Annotated in this window: 16 protein-coding genes; 4 read left to right on the plus strand and 12 right to left on the minus strand. The window is 72.2% G+C overall.

What is annotated here, in order from left to right; translation table 11 throughout:
- Position 1: 1 nt before the first annotated feature.
- From QSG27_RS08390 to QSG27_RS08435, 10 genes are all read right to left on the minus strand, one after another.
- Entirely contained in the window at positions 2-538 is a 537-nt protein-coding gene (locus QSG27_RS08390) for a low molecular weight protein-tyrosine-phosphatase (protein WP_306705068.1), read from the minus strand.
- Positions 539-626: 88 nt separating this feature from the next.
- Positions 627-824 (minus strand): DUF1127 domain-containing protein, encoded by a 198-nt coding sequence (locus QSG27_RS08395; protein WP_306705070.1) that lies wholly within the window; start codon positions 822-824, stop codon positions 627-629.
- A gap of 107 nt (positions 825-931) precedes the next feature.
- Complete coding sequence (gene gcvA, locus QSG27_RS08400) at positions 932-1,828, minus strand: transcriptional regulator GcvA (RefSeq protein WP_306705072.1); 897 nt, start codon at positions 1,826-1,828, stop codon at positions 932-934.
- 93 nt (positions 1,829-1,921) lie between these two features.
- Positions 1,922-2,245, minus strand: a complete 324-nt coding sequence (gene trxA / locus QSG27_RS08405; protein ID WP_014238663.1) for a thioredoxin TrxA — start codon at positions 2,243-2,245, stop codon at positions 1,922-1,924.
- A 211-nt stretch (positions 2,246-2,456) separates the two neighbouring features.
- Entirely contained in the window at positions 2,457-5,927 is a 3,471-nt protein-coding gene (addA, locus tag QSG27_RS08410; protein ID WP_306705081.1) for a double-strand break repair helicase AddA, read from the minus strand.
- A gap of 90 nt (positions 5,928-6,017) precedes the next feature.
- Positions 6,018-8,996, minus strand: coding sequence for a double-strand break repair protein AddB (gene addB, locus QSG27_RS08415; RefSeq protein ID WP_306705083.1), 2,979 nt, complete (start codon positions 8,994-8,996; stop codon positions 6,018-6,020).
- 186 nt (positions 8,997-9,182) lie between these two features.
- A complete protein-coding gene (locus tag QSG27_RS08420; RefSeq protein WP_306705084.1) occupies positions 9,183-9,968 on the minus strand; it encodes a nucleotidyltransferase family protein in 786 nt (261 codons plus the stop codon).
- A gap of 2 nt (positions 9,969-9,970) precedes the next feature.
- Entirely contained in the window at positions 9,971-10,984 is a 1,014-nt protein-coding gene (locus tag QSG27_RS08425; RefSeq protein ID WP_306705086.1) for an aminoglycoside phosphotransferase family protein, read from the minus strand.
- Entirely contained in the window at positions 10,981-11,499 is a 519-nt protein-coding gene (gene tsaE / locus QSG27_RS08430) for a tRNA (adenosine(37)-N6)-threonylcarbamoyltransferase complex ATPase subunit type 1 TsaE (protein WP_306705088.1), read from the minus strand. Before tsaE ends, QSG27_RS08425 begins: the two co-directional genes overlap by 4 nt.
- A gap of 61 nt (positions 11,500-11,560) precedes the next feature.
- Positions 11,561-11,998: a hypothetical protein gene (locus QSG27_RS08435; RefSeq protein WP_306705090.1), complete on the minus strand. Its 438-nt coding sequence runs from the start codon at positions 11,996-11,998 to the stop codon at positions 11,561-11,563.
- Between the two features lie 217 nt (positions 11,999-12,215).
- Here QSG27_RS08435 and QSG27_RS08440 point away from each other — a divergent pair, with 217 nt between their 5' ends.
- A complete protein-coding gene (locus tag QSG27_RS08440) occupies positions 12,216-13,238 on the plus strand; it encodes an NAD(P)/FAD-dependent oxidoreductase (protein ID WP_306705092.1) in 1,023 nt (340 codons plus the stop codon).
- Between the two features lie 75 nt (positions 13,239-13,313).
- Here QSG27_RS08440 and QSG27_RS08445 read toward each other — a convergent pair whose 3' ends face one another.
- Positions 13,314-13,898 (minus strand): Spy/CpxP family protein refolding chaperone, encoded by a 585-nt coding sequence (locus tag QSG27_RS08445; RefSeq protein ID WP_306705094.1) that lies wholly within the window; start codon positions 13,896-13,898, stop codon positions 13,314-13,316.
- Positions 13,899-14,085: 187 nt separating this feature from the next.
- On the opposite strand from QSG27_RS08445, the gene QSG27_RS08450 reads away from it, so the two are divergent.
- From QSG27_RS08450 to QSG27_RS08460, 3 genes are all read left to right on the plus strand, one after another.
- Entirely contained in the window at positions 14,086-14,811 is a 726-nt protein-coding gene (locus tag QSG27_RS08450; RefSeq protein ID WP_306705096.1) for a response regulator, read from the plus strand.
- A gap of 1 nt (position 14,812) precedes the next feature.
- On the plus strand, positions 14,813-16,219 hold the full coding sequence (locus QSG27_RS08455) for an ATP-binding protein (protein WP_306705098.1): 1,407 nt from the start codon (positions 14,813-14,815) through the stop codon (positions 16,217-16,219).
- Positions 16,220-16,343: 124 nt separating this feature from the next.
- Positions 16,344-17,720, plus strand: coding sequence for an NAD(P)/FAD-dependent oxidoreductase (locus QSG27_RS08460; protein ID WP_306705100.1), 1,377 nt, complete (start codon positions 16,344-16,346; stop codon positions 17,718-17,720).
- 1 nt (position 17,721) lies between these two features.
- Here the strand turns inward: QSG27_RS08460 and QSG27_RS08465 are convergent.
- A partial coding sequence (locus tag QSG27_RS08465; RefSeq protein ID WP_306705102.1) for a sensor histidine kinase occupies positions 17,722-19,656 on the minus strand: 1,935 nt, incomplete at its 5' end.

The raw sequence follows: 19,656 nt of genomic DNA on the forward strand, positions 1-19,656 counted from the left end.
TCTAGATCCGGTTAACCGGATCGCCGCCCGCCGCCCCGGCGGGGTCCCGGTCAAGCCGGCGCCCGACCTCCGCCAGCAGCGCCCGCGCCCCGGTGTCGATCAGATCCAGCACCTGGGCGAACAGCGCCTCGTCCCCGTAATAGGGGTCCGGCACGTCGCGTCCTTCCAGGCCCGCCGCGAAATCCAGGAAGAGATGCAGCCGGTCGTGCCTTCCGGGCGGGGCCATGCGCCTGAGCTGCCCGAGGTGGCCCCGGTCGAGCGCAAGGATCAGGTCGAACCGCTCGAAGTCCGCTGCGCTCACCTGCCGCGCACGCAGGGGCGAGAGATCGGCGCCCCGCCGGCGCGCCGCCTCGATGGAGCGCGGGTCCGGCGGTTCGCCGGCATGGTAGCCGTGCGTTCCGGCCGAATCGACGGACACCCGGCCGTCCAGCCCGGCCTTGCGAAGATGCGCGCGGAACAGGCCCTCCGCGGTGGGGGACCGGCAGATGTTTCCGGTGCACACGAAGAGAACGGACAGGGCTTGCGGGTGCCGGGTCATGGGAATGCCGGAGTGACGGGGACCGGCTGCCCTTATCCACCACCTGCCGCGGCTTCGGCAAGGCGTTCCGGCGTTCCGGCGGGCGGGTTCAGCGCCAGAGGGGCCGGCGCGCCTCGGTCACCGCGTCGTAGCGGGTGATGCCGATGTCCCGCAACTCGCGCTCGGAAAGGGAAAGCAGGGCGGCGCGCTGGCGGCTCTGTTCACGGAGGTTGGCGATCCAGCCCAGCAGCGCGCGAAGGCGGTGCGCCGGTGACGGGGCGGTGCGGGGGAGGGCGTGAAGGGTCATGGTGGCCTCCGGCGGGTCCGATGGAGCACCAAGCATCGGGCCGCCTCGACCGCCCCGGCAAACGGGACCTTCTCATCGCCGGGTGAGCGGAATTCACCCGAGTCCGCTCAGCGTCCCTGCGCGAACTCCGCCCGCATCCAGGCGCGGAAGGCGGCGACCTCCGGGCGGCGCAGGCTGTCGCGGGCGGTGACCAGCCAATAGGCGCTCTTCGCGCGCAGGCGCGGCCCCATCACCTCGACCAGCTGGCCGGACGCCAGTTCCGGATCGACGGTCGGGCGCCGTCCGATGGTGACGCCCATCCCGCGCACGGCGGCGTCCACCGCCATATGGATCGCGTCGAGCCGCAGCCCGCGCTTCAGCCCGTCGCCCAGGGCGGAGGGCGGCAGGCCCGCGGCCTCCGCCCAGGCGGTCCAATCCTCCGACACGTCGGCGACGTGCAGCAGGGGGGCCGCGGCGAGGTCGGCGGGGGTGGCGATGCGCGCGGCCAGGGCGGGGGCGGCCACCGGCACGAGGTCCTCCTCCAGCAGCTTCAGCGCGGCCAGACCGGGCCAGGTGCCGCGGCCCAGCCGGATGCCGGCGTCGATGCCGTCGCGCGGGAACTCGACCACCCGGTGGGCGGTGTCCAGCTCCACGGTGATGGTCGGGTGGCGCTCCCGGAAGGCGGGCAGGCGGGGGATCAGCCAGCGCAGGGCGAAGGTCGGGGCGGCGCTGACCGACAGCCGCCCGCTGGGCGCGCGTCCCGGCACGCTTTCCGTCGCCAGGGCCAGCGCCTGCAGGGCGTCGCGCACGCGGGGCAGATAGGCTTGGCCGGCGGGGGTCAGCGACAGGCTGCGGTTGCCGCGCAGGAACAGCTCCACCCCCAGCCAGTCCTCCAGCGTCTGGATGCCGTGGCTGACCGCGCTGGGGGTCAGATGCAGTTCCTCCGCCGCCGCCTTGAAGCTCTGGTGGCGGCCGGCGGCCTCGAACAGGCGCAGGGTGTTGAGGGGCGGGAGGCGGTAGGCCATGGCCCGCCAGTTTCCGACAGGCCGCAAGGGCGCGCAAACAAAAAGCCCCGCCGGAAGGGGCGGGGCTTTTCGATCGTCCGGGAACCGCTTGGCTCAGAGGGCTTCGTCGACCCAGGTGAACAGGGCGGTCTTCGGCAGGGCGCCGATCTTGGTGGCGGCGACGTTGCCGTTCTTGAACAGCATCAGCGTCGGGATACCGCGCACGCCATACTTGGTCGGGGTGCCGGGGTTGTCGTCGATGTTCAGCTTGGCGACGGTGACCTTGCCGCCATACTCCTTGGCGAGGTCGTCGAGCGCGGGAGCAATCATCTTGCAGGGGCCGCACCACTCCGCCCAGAAATCGACCAGGACCGGACCGTCGGCCTTCAGCACGTCCTGCTCGAAGCTGTCGTCGGTGACCTTGATGGGATCGCTCATGTGACCTCTATGCCTGGGTTCAGGGGCACCGCCGCGCCGATTTTCCACCGGCGGCGGACCCATCCCTCATCGGTGGAATTTGGCAAAATGTAGGACCGAGCCCCCTCACTGGTCAAGCCGGGGCGCGAATGCAGCCTCGTCAACCCATTCCGCCGCTCCGTGCAACGCCGCGGGGGGTGAAAAGTTCCGGAAACGGACTATCGGCCCCGGACTACTCCGGCAATTCCATCAGCGCCGGCGTGTCCGTCCACAGCAGGACGCAGCGGACCCGCTTGGCCGGGTAGATGGCGCTGAGCGCCGCGCGGTAGGCGTCCATCTGGCGGACATAGACCGGCGGCACGTCCTCCGCCCGGACGGGCGGCGGGCGGTTGGTCTTGTAGTCCACGATCCACACCGCGTCGTCCTCGATCACCAGACGGTCCACCCGGCCCGACAGGGCGCGCCCGGTCACCAGACCGACCACCTCCACCTCGGCGCGGGAGTTCGGGCCGAACAGCCGGGCGAAGCGCGGGTCGGTCAGGACGCGCATCGTTTCACGGGCGATCTCGTCCTGGCGTTCCGCCGTCAGCTCGTGCGCGGGGCGGGCGAGGTAGCGGCGGGCGGCGGCCTCCCGCGCGTCGGGCGGCAGGTCGGGCAGGGTCTGCATCAGCCGGTGGATCAGCAGGCCGCGCTTGAAGCGCGCCCCGTCGTCCTCGCCCAGCGGCGAGCGCATCGCCGGCTCGTCGCCGTCCGGGCGGGAGGGGGTGAGGGGGCGGGACGGCTCCGGCTCCTCCGGTGCGGCAGCGGTCAGCCAGGGAGGCGCGGCCTGCGTCTCCAGCACGCGGCCCGCCCCGGCGCCGTCCGGCTTCGGCACGGCGGTCTGGGGATCGGCCAGGCGCCAGCCCTCGCCGCTCCAGCCGTCCGGGCAGAGGGTGGAGAAATCGAAGGGGTGCGGGACGCCGATCTCCCCCATCGCGGCCTCGACCAGCTTGTACCAGCAGGCGTCGGACGGCTCCTTCTTCCCCTGGTACCCACAGACGTACAGCCGATCCTCCGCGCGGGTCAGGGCGACGTACAGCAGGCGCCTGTACTCCTGGTCGCGGCGGCGGTTGGCGCGGGCGCGGGCCTCGGCGCACAGCGCGTCCTCCTGGGAGCGGCGGGCGGCGAAGAGCGGCACGGCGCTGCCCTCGTCCGGCCAGAGGATCGGCGGGCTCTGGGTCGGCGTGCCCAGCGTGTCGGGCAGGAAGACGATGGGCGCCTGAAGCCCCTTGGAGCCGTGCACCGTCATGATGCGCACGCGCCCGCCGCCCTGCTCCAGCTCGCGCTTGATCTCCGCCTCGCTGGCCGCCAGCCAGGCCAGGAAGTTCTGGAGGGAGGGCGGCTCCGTCTTCTCGAAGGCCAGGCATACGGCCAGGAACTCGTCCAGCGGGTCCTGCGCGTCGGGGCCGAGCCGCTTCAGGAGGGCGCGGCGGCCCGACCCGTCCGCGTCCGCCGGGCAGGGGGCGGCCAGCAGCCCGGCGAACAGCTCGTAGGGCGCCAGGAAGTCGGTGCGGGCGAGCTGGGCACCCAGATAGCGGCGGGCCGGGCGGTAGGCCGGGTCGTCCTCCGCCTTCGCCACCAGCGCCCGCCACAGCGTGCCGCGCCGCCCGTGGGCGAGGTCGAAAAGCTGCTCCTCGGTCAGCCCGATCAGCGGCCCCTTCAGGACGGTGGCCAGCGTCAGGTCGTCTTCCGGCAGCAGCAGGAACTCGCACAGCGCCATCAGGTCCATGACCGCCAACTGCTCGGTCAGCACCATGCGGTCCACGCCGGCCACCGGAACGGCGCGGTCCTTCAGGGCGCGCACCAGCTCCGTCACGAAGGCGGTGCGGCGGCGGACCAGCACCATCACGTCGCCGGGCTGGATCGGACGGCCCCGCGACTCGAGCGGCTCGCCGCTCTGCGTCCAGCCGCGGATGGTGTCGGCGATGACCGCGGCCAGCCGGGCCGACGGCGAATCGGCGGCCTCGCGCTCCACCGGGGGCGCCCAGGCGGGCGGGTCGGCGGCCTCCGCCGGCTTCACCGGGGGCCACAGCTCGACCAGCCCGGCATGGCCGCGGCGGAAGGCGCGGTGGCGGATCACCGGGCTCGTTTCGGAGGCGACACCATCCTTCGCCGTGTCCAGCCGGAACACCGCGTCCACGGTCTGCAGAACGGTGGCGGTGGAGCGGAAGGAGATGTCCAGCTCCACCGCGTGCCAGTCGCGCTCGGCGGCCTTGGCGCGGGTTTGGAAATGGCGGCGCATGCGGGCGAATTCGGCGGGGTCGGCGCGTTGGAAGCTGAAGATCGACTGCTTCTCGTCGCCCACGGCGAAGACGGTGCGCGTCACCTCGCCGCCGTCGCGGGCGCCGAGCCCCGCAAAGAACTCCTCGGCGATGGAGCCGACGACCTGCCACTGCTCCGGGTTGGTGTCCTGCGCCTCGTCGATCAGGATGTGGTCCAGCCCGCCGTCCAGCTTGAACAGCACCCAGGGCACCGCGGGCACGCCGTCCTTGCCGCGCAGCAGGGCGTTGGCCGACAGGATCAGGTCGTCGTAATCGAGCAGCGCCTTGGCCTTCTTCTTCGCGTCATAGGCGTGCAGAAGCGCCTCGGCCAGCGTCAGCAGGGCGGTGGTGGAGGCAGCGACCCCCGCCGACTTCACCCGTTTCATCAGCGAAACGAGCCGCTCCGCCTCGCGCTCCAGCGCCGTCAGGGCGGCGGGGAAGGCGGTTGCCGGCTTTTTGGTGATCAGGGTCTTGCGCTGGCTGCCCTCCGCCGTCAGGAAATGGCGGGCGTAGATCTGGAAGGCACGGACGCGGCTGTCCGCAGCGTCCAGCCAGCCCTGGATGCCGATCCCGCGCTCCTCGTCCGTCTTGCTGCCGGTGGACAGCGCCCGGCAGGCGTCGCGCAGGCCCGGAACGTCGAAGGCGTCGTCGGCGCAGGCGTCGCGCAGGATCGCGGCCTCGGTGATGCCCGGCGGCACGCCCAGCGCGTCGTGAACCGCGTCCACCGCGCCGTCCAGCCCGTGAAAGCTCTCGAACAGGCGCTGGATGCGCCCGCGCTCGCTGGCCAGTTCGGCCAGGATGTCCGCGAACTCCTCCGCGTTCAGGTCGGCGGTCAGCCGGGCCATGGCCTTGCCGAGCGGGCTGTCGGGGGCGGCGCGCCCGGCGTGCAGCACCTCGTCCCGCGCCTCGGTCAGCAGGCCGGCGGATGTCCGCTCATCCATCACCTCGAAATGCGGGGCGAGGCCGGCCTCCAGCGGAAAGCGGCGCAGCAGCGATTGGCAGAAGGCGTGGATCGTCTGGATCTTCATGCCGCCCGGACAATCCACCACCTGGGCGAACAGCCGCCGGGCGATGGTGCGGGTTTCCGCGCTGGGGCGCTCGCCGCACAGGTCGGCGAGCCGGTCCTCCAGCGCCTCGTCGGGCAGGGTGGCCCAGATGCCCAGGGTGCGGTTGATGCGGATGGACATCTCCGCCGCCGCCGCCTTGGTGAAGGTCAGGCAGAGGATGCGCGCGGGCGCGGTGCCGGACAGCATCAGCCGCAGCACGCGGTCGGTCAGCACCTTGGTCTTGCCGGACCCGGCGGAGGCGCCCACCCACACCGACGACAGCGGGTCGGAGGCGTTGCGCTGCGCCACGTTGGGGTCGAGCGGCAACTCGCGGACGGGGAAGTCGAGGACGGTCATGGGCGGGTCGTCATGTGTGAGGCGTTGCCCCCACCTTCCCCATGCTGCGCAGCGGGGGAGGGTCGGGGAGGGGGCAATGGTTTCCCGTCATCACCCCTCACCCCCATCGCCGCCCGCCGACCATTCCTGCACCCGCGCGAGGTGGGCGTAGTCGGTGTAGCGCGGGGCCATGGCCGGGCGGGGGCAGGAGCGGTAAGGGGTGGCGGGGTCGTCGAAATGGCGGATCAGCTCCTCCAGCCCGGCGCGGGCCTCGGCAGCCAGCGTCGCCGGGTCGCCCTTCACCGCCTTCTCCTCGCCCGGAGGGTCGCCGCCGGACAGGCGCCAGAAGGCCAGCTCCGCGACTCGGTTCCGGGCGACCCCGGCGAAGCCGCCGGCCTCGGCGATGGCGGCCTCCAGCGGCAATTGCGGGGCGAAGCCCAGCTCGATCTCGCGGGTGGAGGGCGGGGTGCCGGTCTTGTAGTCGATCAGGACCAGCCCCTCGCCCCCCGAATCGATTCGGTCGGCCTTGGCGGTCAGCAGGAAGGGGCCGGCGGGGCCGGTCAGCGTCAATTCGCCCGACACCTCGGTGGCGAGCGGCTTCAGGGTGCGGCGGCGGTCGCGCTCCAGCCCGATGAACCACTCGGCGATGCGCTCGAAGCGCGGCCACCAGAAAGCCCAGACGTCGGGATGGCTGTGCAGCAGCGGGCCGAAGGACTCGCGCCCCAGCGCCAGCAGCCGGTGCAGCGCGTCGTCGGGCAGCGGGCCGGGATATTCCTTCACAAAGGCGTCGAGGGCCGCGTGGATGAACTGGCCGCGGTCGGCGGCGCCGGGATCGGCGGCGATGGGGTCCAGCTTGCGCAACCGCAGCACATGCTCGGCGTAGATGGCGTAGGGGTCGCGCATCCACTTTTCGATCTTGGTGACCGACAGCTTGCGCGGGCGGGCGGCGACGGGCGGGCGCGGCTCCGGCGGGGCGACCGGGCGCACGGCGTCCGGCTCGTCCAGACCACGCGCCCAGGCCAGCCAGGGTTCCCCGGCCAGTTCGATCCGCCCGTCGAGGTTCAGGGCGCGCAGCACCGTCTCCAGCCGCAACAGCCAGCGCGACGGGACGGTCGGCGTGCCGTCCACCCGCTCCGCACGGGTCAGCACCACCGCCTCCGCGCCGCAGGCGTGGGTGAAGTCGTGGGCGGACAGGCCGACCATGCGTTCCGGGCTGGGCAGGCCGAAATCCCGGCGCATCGGGCGCGACATCCAGGGATCGGCGCCGGGGTCGGGCGGCCATGTCCCCTCGTTCAGCCCGCCCAGGATCAGCAGGTCGAAATGCTGAAGCCGCGCCTCCATGGGACCGAGGATGTAGAGGCGCGGGTGCAGGCCGAAGCGCGGGCGCACCGGGCGCATCGCCATCAGCGCGTCGAGCAGCGCCGGATAATCGGTGCCGGGAACGGCGGGGAAGCCGTCCGCCGCCTCCAGCAATTCGTGGACGAAGGTCGCCGCCTCCTCGCCGTCGTCCTGCCGCCAGAGGAATTCCGAACCCTCCGCGCCGGTGCGGGACGCCAGCTTTTCCGCGAAGGCGATGTGCGCCCGCAAGAGGTCGCCGAGGGGCGCCTCGCCGAACAGCACCTCCATGAAGGGTGCCGCGAGCTTTTCCAGGTCGGCCAGCCAGCCGAGCAGGAAGGCCTGCTGGTCCTTGGTCTCGAAGCGGTCGGCGGCCTTCAGGGCGGCGATCAGGCCGGCGAAGCCCTCCGCCGGGCGGGGGCCGCGCAGGACGGTGCGCTCCAGCGCGCGGGCGGCGCGGCGGAACTCCGCCGGCTCGTGCCCCCCGGCGGCGAGCGGGTGCTTGGCGAGGGCCAGCAGGGCCAGCGGGTGGGCGCGGCTGGCGGCCAGTTCGGCGGTCAGCCGCAGATAGGTGCCGACCGCGGTGTGGACCAGCGGCTGGCCCGCCGAGTCGTTCACCGCGATGCCCCAGCGGGTCAGCGCCATGGCGACCCGGCGCGCGAGGTTGCGGTCGGGGGAGACCAGCGCCGCCGTCCGGCCCGGCGTTTCCAGCGCGTGCCTCATCAGGAGGGCGATGACCGACGCTTCCTCCTCGGCGGTCGGGGCGTCGATGCGGGTCAGGCCGTCCAGGGCCGATTCGTCCAGCCCCTCCAGCGCACGCCAGCTTTCCGTGGTGGCGGCGGGGCGCATGGCCTCGGCCAGCAGGCGGGCGCGGGCCGCCCGCGGCTCCTCCGCGTCGTTCCAGCGGCGGACGGCGGCGCGGCGGACCGACAGACGGTCCAGCAGATGGGCGAGGCCGTATTGCGGGTGCGATTCGTCGGCGCGGATGGCCTCCCAACTGGCCTCGTCGGCCTCCAGGTCCAGGCCGGGCAGGACGACGGCCCCTTGCGGCAGGGCGGCGACCACCGCCAGCAGGTCGGCGGAGGCCGGGATGGAGCCGGTGGAGCCGGCGGCGATGACCAGCCCCTGCGGCGGCTCCGCCCGCCACAGCGCCGCCTGCGTCTCCAGAACGAGGTTCCGGCGCTGCGCCGGGTCGGTCTGCCCGCTGGCGCCGAGGATGATGGGCCAGTGCTCGGTGACGATCTTCAGGAATTCCAGCGTCACCTGCCAGTGCTGGGCGTAATCCTCCGGCACCAGGGAGGCCAGCCGGTCGAAGGCGACGTTCTCCGTCCACACCGCGTCGATCAGCCGCCCCAGGTCGGCGCCCAGCCGCACCGCCTGCGCGGTGGTCGCCGACACGCCGGCCGCCTGGAGGATCAGCCGGGCCAGCATCATCTGGCGCTTCAGCCCGCTGATCGGATCGGGCAGCTCCAGCGGGATGCCGGGAAGCTCCTCCGCCGTCGTCAGGCTGAGGGAGGCGGCGTCCAGCTCGCCCAGCGGGCTCATGCGCGGCAGCAGCATCGGCTGCCCGCCGGAGCGGCGCAGGAACGCCTCGCGCAGCGAGCGGCAGGAGCGGCGGGTGGGCAGCAGGACGGTCACCCCGGCCAGCGCCAGCGGGTCGTTCCCCACGCGGTCCAGGATCCCCGCGGCAAGCTGGTCCACGAAGGACACGCCGGTGGGAATCGAGTAAACCTTCGGCTCCGCGCTGCTCGTCATCGTCGTCCCGGTGGTGCAATCGTCGGGAAACGACACCACAAAGGCACAAAGAACACAAAGATTTTCACAAAGACCTTCTCAAATCCGAGACCGCTTCGATCACGGATTGATGCGCCTTCGTGACGGTCTTTGGGCCTTTGTGTCTTTGTGGTGAAAAATCCCCGCCAACCCCCTGCCGGAACCTTGTCAGGTGGTGACCACCGACACGTCGCTCATCGACAGCAGCTCTTCCGTCTCGGCGAGCGCGTCGGGGGTGCCGATGTGGAACCACAGCCCGTCATGGGCGAGGCCGTAGAGGCGCCCGGCCTCCTGCGCGCGGTCCCAGATACGGTTGGTGGAGAAGGCGCCGTCGGGTGTGTCTTCCGCGAACAGCCCCGGCTTCACGATCTGGACGCCGGCGTAGACGAAGGGGGCGATCTCCATCTCGCCGCGCCGGGTCAGTTTGCCCAGCGGGTCCATGTGGTAATCGCCGCGCCCCTCGTAGCCCACCGCCTTGGTGGTCGCCATCAGCAGGAGCAGCGCGTCCATCGCCTCCGGGTCCCAGTGGCGGGCCAGCCGCCCCAGCGCGGGCGAGGGGCCGTCCAGCCACAGGATGTCGGCGTTGACCACATAGACCGGATCGCCGCCCAGCAGCGGCAGGGCCTTCTTCACGCCGCCGCCGGTCTCCAGCAGCGTGTCTTCCGGCGACAGGGCAATGGCCGGGGCGGTCCGCTCCGCCAGATGCGCGGCGATCATCCCGCCCTTGTAATGGCTGTTCACCACGGCGGCGGTCACGCCGGCTTCCTCCAGCCGGTCGAGCGCGTGGTCGAGCATCGGCTTGCCCATCACCGGGATCAGGGGCTTCGGGCGCTCCAGGGTCAGCGGGCGCATCCGCAGGCCCAGCCCGGCGGCCATCACCATGGCCTTCTGCGGGGCGGCGGCGGAGGGGGCGGGCGTCTTCTTGGCAGAGGGCTTCTTCGACACAGGCGACATAATCAATCCGGCTCCGGAACGACAAGCTCCGCGCGGGTTCCCGGCGGCAGATGGCGGGCGAACCAGTCGGCGACCGGGGCCAGTTCGGGCTTGGCGAGCTGGCCTTCCAGAAGCCGCCAGACGCGCGGCAGGTGAAGGAGATAGCCCCTGCGGCGCTGCAACGCCAGCCGTACGAAGATCGCGGCGATGCGGGTGTGCCGGATCGCGCCCAGCACCGCGTAGGAGCGGCGGAAGGCGTCCCCGTCGCGGTCCGGGAAGGCCGCCCGGTAGCGGTCCAGCAGCACGCCCTCCAGTCCGGCGGGCAGGTCGCGGCGCGCGTCCTCCAGCAGCGACACCAGATCGTAGGCGACGGGACCGAGCCCGGCGCTCTGGTAGTCGATCAGCCCCGCCGCGCGGAGGCCCGGACGGGGCAGCCGCATCACGTTGTCCACATGATAGTCGCGCAGCAGGAGCGATTGCGGCCCGGCGCAAGCCCCCGGCACCACCGCGTTCCAGGCCGTTTCGAAGTCGGCACGGTCCTTGTCCGACAGGGGCCTGCCGGTCGCCGCGGGCATGTAGACGTCGGCGAACAGGGCGACCTGCCGGGTGAACAGGGCCGCGTCGTAGAGCGGCAGGTCCAGGCGGGCGGCCTCCTCCACGGGGAAGCGGCGGTGCAGCTCGACCAGCACGTCGGTCGCGAGTTCATAGAGCGGGCGCGCCTCCTCCCCCGCGTTCAGCAGGCGCGTCAGGGTGCCGTCGCCGAAATCCTCCTGAAGGGCGATGCCCGCCTCCACCTCCGCCGCCAGGATGGCGGGCACCGAGAAGCCCAGCCGGTCCAGCGTCGCGCCGATGGCGATGAAGGGTGCCAGATCCTCCGCCGGGGCGGGGGTGTCCACCAGGATCACCGTACCGCCGTCCGGCGTCGTTACGCGCTCGTAACGGCGCGCCGAGGCGTCGCCGGCCAGCGGCTCCCGTTTGGCCCCGTCCAGCCCGTGGCGGGCGAGGAAGGCGGCGATCTGCGAAGCGCGCTCGGTCATGGCCGGTCCAGCCCGGAAAGGTCGAGCGTGTCCAGCCGCGACTCCCAGGCGCCGTGGCCGGTCAGGCGGGCGCGGCGCCCGTTCGGGCCGGCGAAGCCCATCTCGATGTCGAGACGGTCGGCGGGCAGCAGCGGACCCAGCCGGTCCGGCCATTCCACCAGCAGAACGGCCTCGGTGCGGGCTTCGTCCCAGCCGAGTTCCGTCACCTCGTCGGGGCCGGACAGGCGGTAGAGGTCGAAATGCCAGACCGGACCGATGTCCGTGTCATAGGTCTGCACCAGCGTGAAGGTGGGGGAGGGCACTTCCGCATCCTCCTCCGTCACGGCGCGGATCAGGGCACGGGACAGGGCGGTCTTGCCGGCGCCCAGGTCGCCGCGCAGGGCCACGAGGTCGCCGGGCGCCAGCGCCGCGGCCAGACGGCGGGCCAGCGCGGCGGTCGCCGCCTCGCCGGGCAGCGCGACGGCGCGTGCGCCGGGGGTCGAATCGGTCGGAGTCATGTCGGTCGATGGGGTCATGGCAGCGGATGCTTGGGATCGCGGACTTGGGAACGCGGACTTGGGAACGCGGTCGCCAGGGTCAGCGGCGCGAGGTGGCCTTGCGCGGCACGGGACCCGGCGCGGGCGCGGGAGCGGGCTCGGCCATCTCCGGACGGTCCTCCACCAGGCGCGGGGGCTTCTTGAAATTCATGGTGATCATCAGCGTCAGGGCGCCGTTGATGAGGTACAGCATCTTGTCGGATTCGACGGGCAGGGGGATCTTGCGCCCCATGCAGTAGGCCACCAGCGCCGCCGCCACCTCCGCCTCGTGCAGGATCATGCTCCGGTCGTCGCCATCGTCCCCGGTCACCTGGATTTCGGTTTCGACCCCGCCGCCGCCGGGCTGGCCGGGACGGTGGGTGACCTTGCCGACCGTGCCGTTGGGCAGCGGTTCCCGCATCCGGCGGCGGCGGTCCAGCACGGCCTTCACCACCTCCTGGTCGGTGAACACAAGGCAGCGCAGTTCCTTCATCGCCATTCCTTCATCGGGGGCCGCTCCGGCCCGGGGAAACGCGCAAATTCTACTCCACCGCCACCGCGCGCCCAGCAGGAAATCGGCGGAACCGCGCCCTTTTTGCGCCGTGGGCCTCCTCGCTTATCGCATGGCGGGCGGGAGCGGGGGGTTGACCGTGGCCGCGAAACCGGACAATTGAAGGCTTCATCGTTCCCCCTGTTTGCACAAGGCAGCGCGTCCCATGTCGCACACCGTCCATCGCACCGACGTCGTCATCGTCGGCGCCGGCCCCGTCGGTCTCTTCGCCGTGTTCGAATGCGGCATGCTGAAGATGCGATGCCATGTGGTGGACGCGCTGGACATGGTGGGCGGGCAGTGCACGGCGCTGTACCCGGAAAAACCGATCTACGACATCCCGGCCCACCCCGCCATCGAGGCCGCCGACCTGATCGACCGGCTGGCGGAGCAGGCCGCCCCCTTCAACCCGACCTATCATCTGGGCCAGCAGGTCGAGAAGCTGACCCGCACGGACGAGGGGCGCTGGCTGGTGGAGACCAGCACCGGCACGCGGATCGACACCCGGGCGGTGATCATCGCCGCCGGCTGCGGCGCCTTCGGCCCCAACCGCCCGCCGCTGGACGGGCTGGAGCAGTATGAGGGCACGTCCGTCTTCTACATGGTCCGCCGCAAGCAGGACTTCGCCGGCAAGCGCGTGGTGATCGCCGGTGGCGGCGATTCCGCGGTGGACTGGACCCTGTCGCTGGCCGACGTGGCGGCGAAGGTCTATGTCGTCCACCGCCGGCCCAAGTTCCGCGCCGCCCCGGAAAGCGTCGCCCGCATGGACGCGCTGGTCCGCGAGGGCAAGGTGGAGATGGTGGTGCCCTACCAGCTTTCCGGGCTGGTGGGCGAGAACGGCCAGCTTTCCGCCGTGCGCGTCGCCACGCTGGACGGCGAGGAGAAGGACCTGCCCGCCGACGCGCTGCTGGCTTTCTTCGGCCTGTCGATGAATCTGGGGCCGATCGCCGACTGGGGCCTGAACCTGGAGCGCAGCCACATCGGCGTCAGCCTGCCCGGCTGCGCCACCAGCGCCCCCGGCGTCTACGCCATCGGCGACATCGCCACATATCCCGGCAAGCTGAAGCTGATCCTCTGCGGCTTCTCCGAGGCGGCGCAGGCGGCCCACGCCATCCACCCGCTGGTCCATCCGGGCGAGGCGCTGCACTTCGAATACTCCACCTCCAAGGGTGTTCCGGGCGCCGAGTAAGCGGTCCCGAACGGAAACGGGCCGCCGGGGGGAACCGGCGGCCCGCTCCGTCAGCGGCTGACGGGAGGCATGAAATCAGCCGCCGCGGGGGGCCTTGTCGGGACCCGGACCTTGGCCGGGGCCTTCGCCGTGCATCGGACCGGGGCCGTGTCCGCGCATGCCGTGGTGGCCGCCCATTCCGTCACCCATGCCGCCGCCCATGCCGCGTCCGGCGCGGTTCAGGAACCGGTCGGCCTGTTTCTGCTGGTCCGGGGTGAGCTGGGCGTAGAGGTCGGTCAGCGCCGGGCGCACCTCCTGAAGCTGGGCGAGGCGGGCCGACATCATGGCCTCCATCCGCTCCAGCCGGGCCGGGGCGGCGGCGGGCATGGGCTGGTCCTTGTACTTGGTGCACAGATCCTGGGTGTGCTTCTGGCTCGCCTTCGCGGTGTCGGCGAACTTGGTCCAGGCGGCGCGCTGCTGGTCGGTGATGTTCAGCTTCTTCTCGGCATAGGCCAGCATGCCGGCCAGACGGGCGTCCTGGTCCTCGCACATGCGGGAGAAGTGGCGGCCATGGTCCCCGCCGGGGCCGGCGCCGGGACCCGGCTGCTGCTGGGCGAAGACCGGCACGGCGAGGCCGAGGCCGAGAACCAGCGCGGCGGTGGTCATCATAGCGCGTTTCATGGGGATGCTCCTTGTGATCGAAGGTGTTTGTCGCCTTCCCGATGACCCGATCATGGGCCGTCAACGTATCCGGTTGATGTCCGGCCTTCCGTCATTTGGTAACGCTGTGTAACAGCCGGGCCGCCCGTAACGTGGCGTTACACATTTCTTCTTCACCCCGGCGCGCGCCCGTCGGATCATGGGCGCCATGGACCGCACACCTCACCTTCTGGTGGTCGACGACGACCGCGAAATCCGCACCCTCCTCTCGCAGTTCCTGACGCGGCACGGCTTCCGCGTGACCGGGGCCAAGGACGGGGCGGAGATGATGCGCACGCTGGACAGCGCGCGCGTGGACCTGATCGTGCTCGACCTGATGATGCCGGGGGAGGACGGGCTGAGCCTGTGCCGCCGCCTGCGCGCCACGCCCGAGACGGCGCAGACGCCGGTCATCATGCTGACCGCCATGGGCGAGGAGACCGACCGCATCGTCGGGCTGGAGATGGGCGCCGACGACTATCTGGCGAAGCCCTTCAGCCCGCGCGAGCTGCTGGCCCGCATCAAGGCCGTGCTGCGCCGCTCCTCCGGGCCGCCGGTGGCCGGCGGGGCGGCGGGCAAGACGCTGGGCTTCGAGGGCTGGACGCTCGACCTCGCCAAGCGGGAACTGCGCTCGCCGGACGGGGTGCTGGTGCAGCTCTCCGCCGGGGAATACGACCTGCTGGTCGCCTTCGTGGAGCATCCGCAGCGGGTGCTGACCCGCGACCAGCTCCTCGATCTGGCCCGCGGGCGCTCGGCGGTGCCCTTCGACCGCTCCGTGGACGTGCAGGTCAGCCGGCTGCGCCGCAAGATCGAGCCCGACCCGGCGGACCCCACGATGATCAAGACCGTGCGCGGCGGCGGCTATCTCTTCACCCCGGCGGTGACGGGAGGCTGAGATGACCCATTCCCGCTTGGGGGCTGCCCGCAAAAGCCGCCTGCTGGTGGCCCGGCGCTGGCTGCCGGACAGCATCGCCTCCCGGCTGGTGCTGACGGTGGTGCTGGCGCTGCTGCTGACCCAGGCGGTCAGCGCGCTGGTCTATCTGACCGACCGGCCCGAAGGCCCGCCGGCGCACAGCATGCGCGTGCTGGTGCAGCGCGTGACGGCCATCGTCCAGCTCGTGGAAAGCACCCCGCCGGACGACCGGCGGCGGCTGGTGAAGGCGATCGACGACCCCGTGCTGCGGGTGGAGTGGAAGACCGAGACGCCCCGCTTCGCCAACCGGCGGGACGGCTTCCCCTTCGACCGGCTGCGCCGCGCCATCCGCGGGGAGCTGAACGACTCCGACCGCGCCGTGGTGGTGGAGGTCCGGCGGGAGCGCCCGATGCCCGGCCCCTTCCCGGTGGAGGAGCACCGCTGGGGCACCGACGTCCGGCTGTCGGTGCAGCTGGGCGACGGGTCCTGGCTGACGTTCGTCGGCGGCGACCCGCTGGAGGGGCCGTTCCGGCTGCTGCGCTTCGTCCTGTGGATGGCCGGCATCGTGGCGGCGGTGGCTCTGGTCTCGGTCTGGACGGCGCGCCGCATGACCGCCCCCATCGCGCGCTTCGCCGACGCGGCGGAGCGGCTCGGCGTGGACGGCGAGGCGCCGCCCCTGCCCGAGGCCGGCCCGAAGGAGTTGCGCGCGGCCACCCGCGCCTTCAACCGGATGCAGGCGCGCCTCGCCCGCTTCGTCGCCGACCGCACCCAGATGCTGGCGGCGATGAGCCACGACCTGCGCACCCCGCTGACCCGCCTGCGCCTGCGCGCCGAGCTGGTCGAGGACCCGGAGATGCAGCGCAAGATGCTGGCCGACCTGGACGAGATGGCGGCGATGATCAACGCCACGCTGGCCTTCGCCCGCGACGACGCGAAGCACGAGCCGCGCGGCCCGCTCGACCTCGCCGACCTTCTGCAGAGCCTGTGCGACGACCGCGTGGACGCCGGGCACGGGGCCGCCTACGAAGGGCCGGCGCACGCGACGGTGGACGGGCGCCCGGTGGCCCTGCGCCGCGCCTTCGCCAACCTGATGGACAACGCCATCGCCTATGGCGGCGGCTTCACCGTGCGGCTGCGGCCCGGCGACGGGCGTCAGGGGGGCGACTTGCGGGTGGAGATCGACGACAACGGCCCCGGCATCCCGGAAGCCGAGTTCGAGAAGGTCTTCGCCCCCTTCTACCGGCTGGAGCGCTCGCGTTCCCGCGACACCGGCGGGGTGGGGCTGGGGCTGGCCACCGCCCGCACGGTGGTGCGCGGCCATGGCGGCGACATCGCCCTGGCGAACCGCCCGGAAGGCGGCCTGCGGGTGACGGTGACCCTGCCGCGGTGACTCAAGGGGGGCGGACGAGGGACGAAAGCCCTCGCCCCTCTGGGGAGAAGGGATCATGCGCCGCAACACCGGCGGCGGGCCGGCGGTTATCGGTGGAGGACCGTCCTGACCGGAGACCGCCGCCATGCCCCGGATCGACCGCACCCCAGCCCCCCTGGACAGCCGTCCCCATGTGGTGATCGTCGGCGCGGGGTTCGGCGGGCTGGCCTGCGCGGAGGCCCTGGGCGGCACGAACATCCGCGTCACCGTCATCGACCGGAACAACTACCACCTGTTCGTTCCGCTGCTCTATCAGGTGGCGACCGCCGCCCTGTCGCCCGCCGACATCGCCGAGCCGATCCGCCGCATCCTCAGCCGCCACCCCAACATCGACGTGGTGATGGGGGAGGTGACCGGCATCGACCGCGCGGCCAGACAGGTGGAACTGGCCGACGGCAGCGTCGTCCCCTACGACCGGCTGGTGCTGGCGACCGGCTCCTCCTACAGCTATTTCGGGCACGACGACTGGGCGGAGATCGCCCCCGGCCTGAAGACCATCGAGAACGCCCGCCGGATCCGCGCCCGGCTGCTGATGAATTTCGAGCAGGCGGAGATATCCGGGGACGCGGCCCGGCGGAAGGCCCTGATGACCACCATCGTGGTCGGCGGCGGCCCCACCGGGGTGGAGATGGCCGGATCGGTGGCGGAACTGGCCCGCTACACGCTGGCCCGCGACTTCCGCCGCATCGACCCGCGCACCGCCCGGGTGCTGCTGGTGGAGGCCGGGCCGCGCATCCTGTCCGGCTTCCCGGAGGATCTCGGCCACTACGCCCGGCGCAAGCTGGAGGAGCTGGGCGTCGTCGTGCTGACCGGGCAGGCGGTGGAGGGCATCACGCCGGAGGGCGCGACGGTCGGCGGGCGCTTCATCCCGGCGGGGACCATCGTGTGGGGCGCCGGCGTCAAGGCGTCGCCCGCCGGGTCCTGGCTGGGGGTGGAGACCGACCGCAGCGGGCGCATCCCGGTCAACGCCGACCTGTCGGTCCCGGGCGCGCCGGACGTCTACGCGCTGGGCGACACGGCGGCGCTGGCCGGTGAGGACGGGAAGCCGCTGCCCGGACTGGCGCAGGTCGCCAAGCAGCAGGGGGAGCATCTGGGCGGCGGGCTGGAGGCCAGCCTGCTGCGCGGCCAGCCGCTGGCGCCCTTCCGCTTCCGCAACCGCGGCAACACCGCCATCGTCGGGCGCAGCGCCGCCGTCTTCGACTTCGGGAGGCACCGGCTGAAGGGCTGGTTCGCCTGGCTGCTGTGGGCCGTCGTCCACGTCTATCTTCTGGTGAATTTCCAGAAGCGGATGCTGGTCACCATGCAGTGGCTGTGGCGCTGGGCCACCTACCAGCGCGGCGCGCGGCTCATCACCGCCGACCGCCCGGCCCCGGTCGCGGAGGCCGTCACCTCACCCCACGGGCGGGAGGCGGAACCCTTCGATCCGCGGCCCTTTCCGGACATGAAGCGCGGCCAGGGGTGAATCAGGAGGCGGGCGGAAGCGGCAGGATGCAGCGGAAGCGGGTGCCGTTGCCAACCCACTCCTCGACCTCCAGCCGCCCGCCGTGCAGTTCCATGACGTTGCGGACCAGCGACAGGCCGAGCGCCGCGGCCCCGCGCGGGTCGTTGCGGTCATAGCGCGAGGGCATGGCGGCCTCGCCCGGCCCGGCGCCGCTGCCCACGGTCAGCAGGAGGGCGCCGGCGGTCCGCTCGCCGGACAGCAGGATGCGCCGGTCCGCCGGGGGATGGCGGATGGCGCCGACGACCAGGGTGAACAGCGCCTGCTTCAGCCGCCGGGCGTCGCCCTCCACCACGCCCAGCGACGGCGGGATGGAGAGGTCGAGCCGCAGCCCCTCGCGCCGCGCCCATTCGCGGGTCAGCTCGCCCACCGTCTCCAGCAGGTCGTGCACGTCCACCGCCGCGCGGTCCAGCGTGGTGACCCCGGCCCCCAGGCTGGTCATGTCCACCACGTCGTCGATCAGCTCCAGCAGCCGTTCGCCGGCGTTCAGCACGCCCTTCACATAGTCGAGCTGCCGCGGGTTCAGCTCCCCGAAATACTGGTTCGCCAGCACTTCGGCAAAGCCGATGATGCCGTTCAGCGGGTTGCGCAGATGGTGCGAGACGTTGGCGATGAACTCGCTCTTCAACTGGTCGGCGGCCTCCAGCGCGGCGTTCGAGGCGCGCAGCGCCTGCTCCAGCCGGGCGCCGTCGGTGACGTCCAGATAGCTGTTCAGAACCGCCCCGTCGGGCAGCGGCAGGGTGGAGAACTCCACGACCGACCCGTCCGCCCGCTCCAGCCGGCCCGAGCGCACGGCGCGCTCCAGCGTCGCGCCGATCATCTCGTCCTTCAGGCTGTCCCAGTCGCCGCCATTCTCCAGGAAGGGCCGCATGTGCTCGAACAGGCCGGAGATGTGCGGCTCGCCCAGCAGGTCGTCGTCGTGCAGGTCCCAGATGCGGGCGAAGGCCGGGTTGGACAGCTTCAGCCGCCCGTCGCCGCCGAACACCGCGATGCCCTCCGCCAGATTGTCCAGCGTCTCCTGCTGCACGGCGATCAGCGTGTTGTAGGAGGACTCCAGAGCCAGCGTGTTGGTCACGTCCTCCAGGATCTGCATCAGCCCGCCCAGCGGGTGCGGGGCGGCGAGGCTGCGCAGCGTCGTGCCGTCCGGCAGGTGCATCAGCTCCTCGACCGGCTCCAGCAGGCGGGTGTAGCGGCTCAGCCGTTCGCGCTTGTAGCTCTGGTAGTCGGCGTATTCGGGCAGGCGGCGGCGGGTGCGCAGCTCCTCCAGGATCTCGCCATGGGTGGGCTGGCTGCGCAGCCAGGATTCCTCCAGGTCCCACAGACGGGCGTAGGCCTGGTTGAAGAAGGTCAGCCGCGTGTCGGCGCCGAAGATGGCGATGGCCGCTCCCAGCCGCTCCAGCACCTCCGCGTGGGCGGCGAGGTGGCGGTTCAGCTCGCCCCGCATCTCCTCCACCGCGGTGAGGTCCAGCGCGTAGCCGACGACCAGCGTGCCGTTGCCGTCCGGGGCGGGCAGTGGGGCCTCGGTCACCTCCAGAAGGCGCCGCTCCGTTCCGATGACGGCGGAGATCCGCTCCGACTGGGCGACCCCGCTGTCCCGCGCCCGCTCCGCCAGGGCGCGCCCGCCGCCGCCCGCGGCCAGCTCCCTGCCACCTTCCAGGACGGCGGCGGGTTCGGAATCCACGGCGCGGGCGTAGGCGCGGTTGCACCAGGACAGCGTCAGCCCGGCGCCGCGCAGCCACACCGGCAGCGGCAGGGCGTCCACCGCTGCGCGCAGCTCGGCCAGCGCCGATTCGGCGTCCTGCCGCCCGCGGGTCAGGCCGTCCTGCTCGGCGCAGCGGTCGGTGATGTCCTCCAGCCAGACGACGTCCTGGTGGCCCGCGGGTTCGGCGCCGTTTCCCGG

The sequence above is a fragment of the Azospirillum isscasi genome (genome assembly GCF_030849505.1).
Classification (GTDB): domain Bacteria; phylum Pseudomonadota; class Alphaproteobacteria; order Azospirillales; family Azospirillaceae; genus Azospirillum; species Azospirillum isscasi.

Coding starts and splice junctions, on each gene's coding strand:
- QSG27_RS08390 (WP_306705068.1), bottom strand. CDS start 538: ATGACCCGGCACCCGCAAGCCCTGTCCGTTCTCTTCGTGTGCACCGGA.
- QSG27_RS08395 (WP_306705070.1), bottom strand. CDS start 824: ATGACCCTTCACGCCCTCCCCCGCACCGCCCCGTCACCGGCGCACCGC.
- gcvA (WP_306705072.1), bottom strand. CDS start 1,828: ATGGCCTACCGCCTCCCGCCCCTCAACACCCTGCGCCTGTTCGAGGCC.
- trxA (WP_014238663.1), bottom strand. CDS start 2,245: ATGAGCGATCCCATCAAGGTCACCGACGACAGCTTCGAGCAGGACGTG.
- addA (WP_306705081.1), bottom strand. CDS start 5,927: ATGACCGTCCTCGACTTCCCCGTCCGCGAGTTGCCGCTCGACCCCAAC.
- addB (WP_306705083.1), bottom strand. CDS start 8,996: ATGACGAGCAGCGCGGAGCCGAAGGTTTACTCGATTCCCACCGGCGTG.
- QSG27_RS08420 (WP_306705084.1), bottom strand. CDS start 9,968: ATGTCGCCTGTGTCGAAGAAGCCCTCTGCCAAGAAGACGCCCGCCCCC.
- QSG27_RS08425 (WP_306705086.1), bottom strand. CDS start 10,984: ATGACCGAGCGCGCTTCGCAGATCGCCGCCTTCCTCGCCCGCCACGGG.
- tsaE (WP_306705088.1), bottom strand. CDS start 11,499: ATGACCCCATCGACCGACATGACTCCGACCGATTCGACCCCCGGCGCA.
- QSG27_RS08435 (WP_306705090.1), bottom strand. CDS start 11,998: ATGGCGATGAAGGAACTGCGCTGCCTTGTGTTCACCGACCAGGAGGTG.
- QSG27_RS08440 (WP_306705092.1), top strand. CDS start 12,216: ATGTCGCACACCGTCCATCGCACCGACGTCGTCATCGTCGGCGCCGGC.
- QSG27_RS08445 (WP_306705094.1), bottom strand. CDS start 13,898: ATGAAACGCGCTATGATGACCACCGCCGCGCTGGTTCTCGGCCTCGGC.
- QSG27_RS08450 (WP_306705096.1), top strand. CDS start 14,086: ATGGACCGCACACCTCACCTTCTGGTGGTCGACGACGACCGCGAAATC.
- QSG27_RS08455 (WP_306705098.1), top strand. CDS start 14,813: ATGACCCATTCCCGCTTGGGGGCTGCCCGCAAAAGCCGCCTGCTGGTG.
- QSG27_RS08460 (WP_306705100.1), top strand. CDS start 16,344: ATGCCCCGGATCGACCGCACCCCAGCCCCCCTGGACAGCCGTCCCCAT.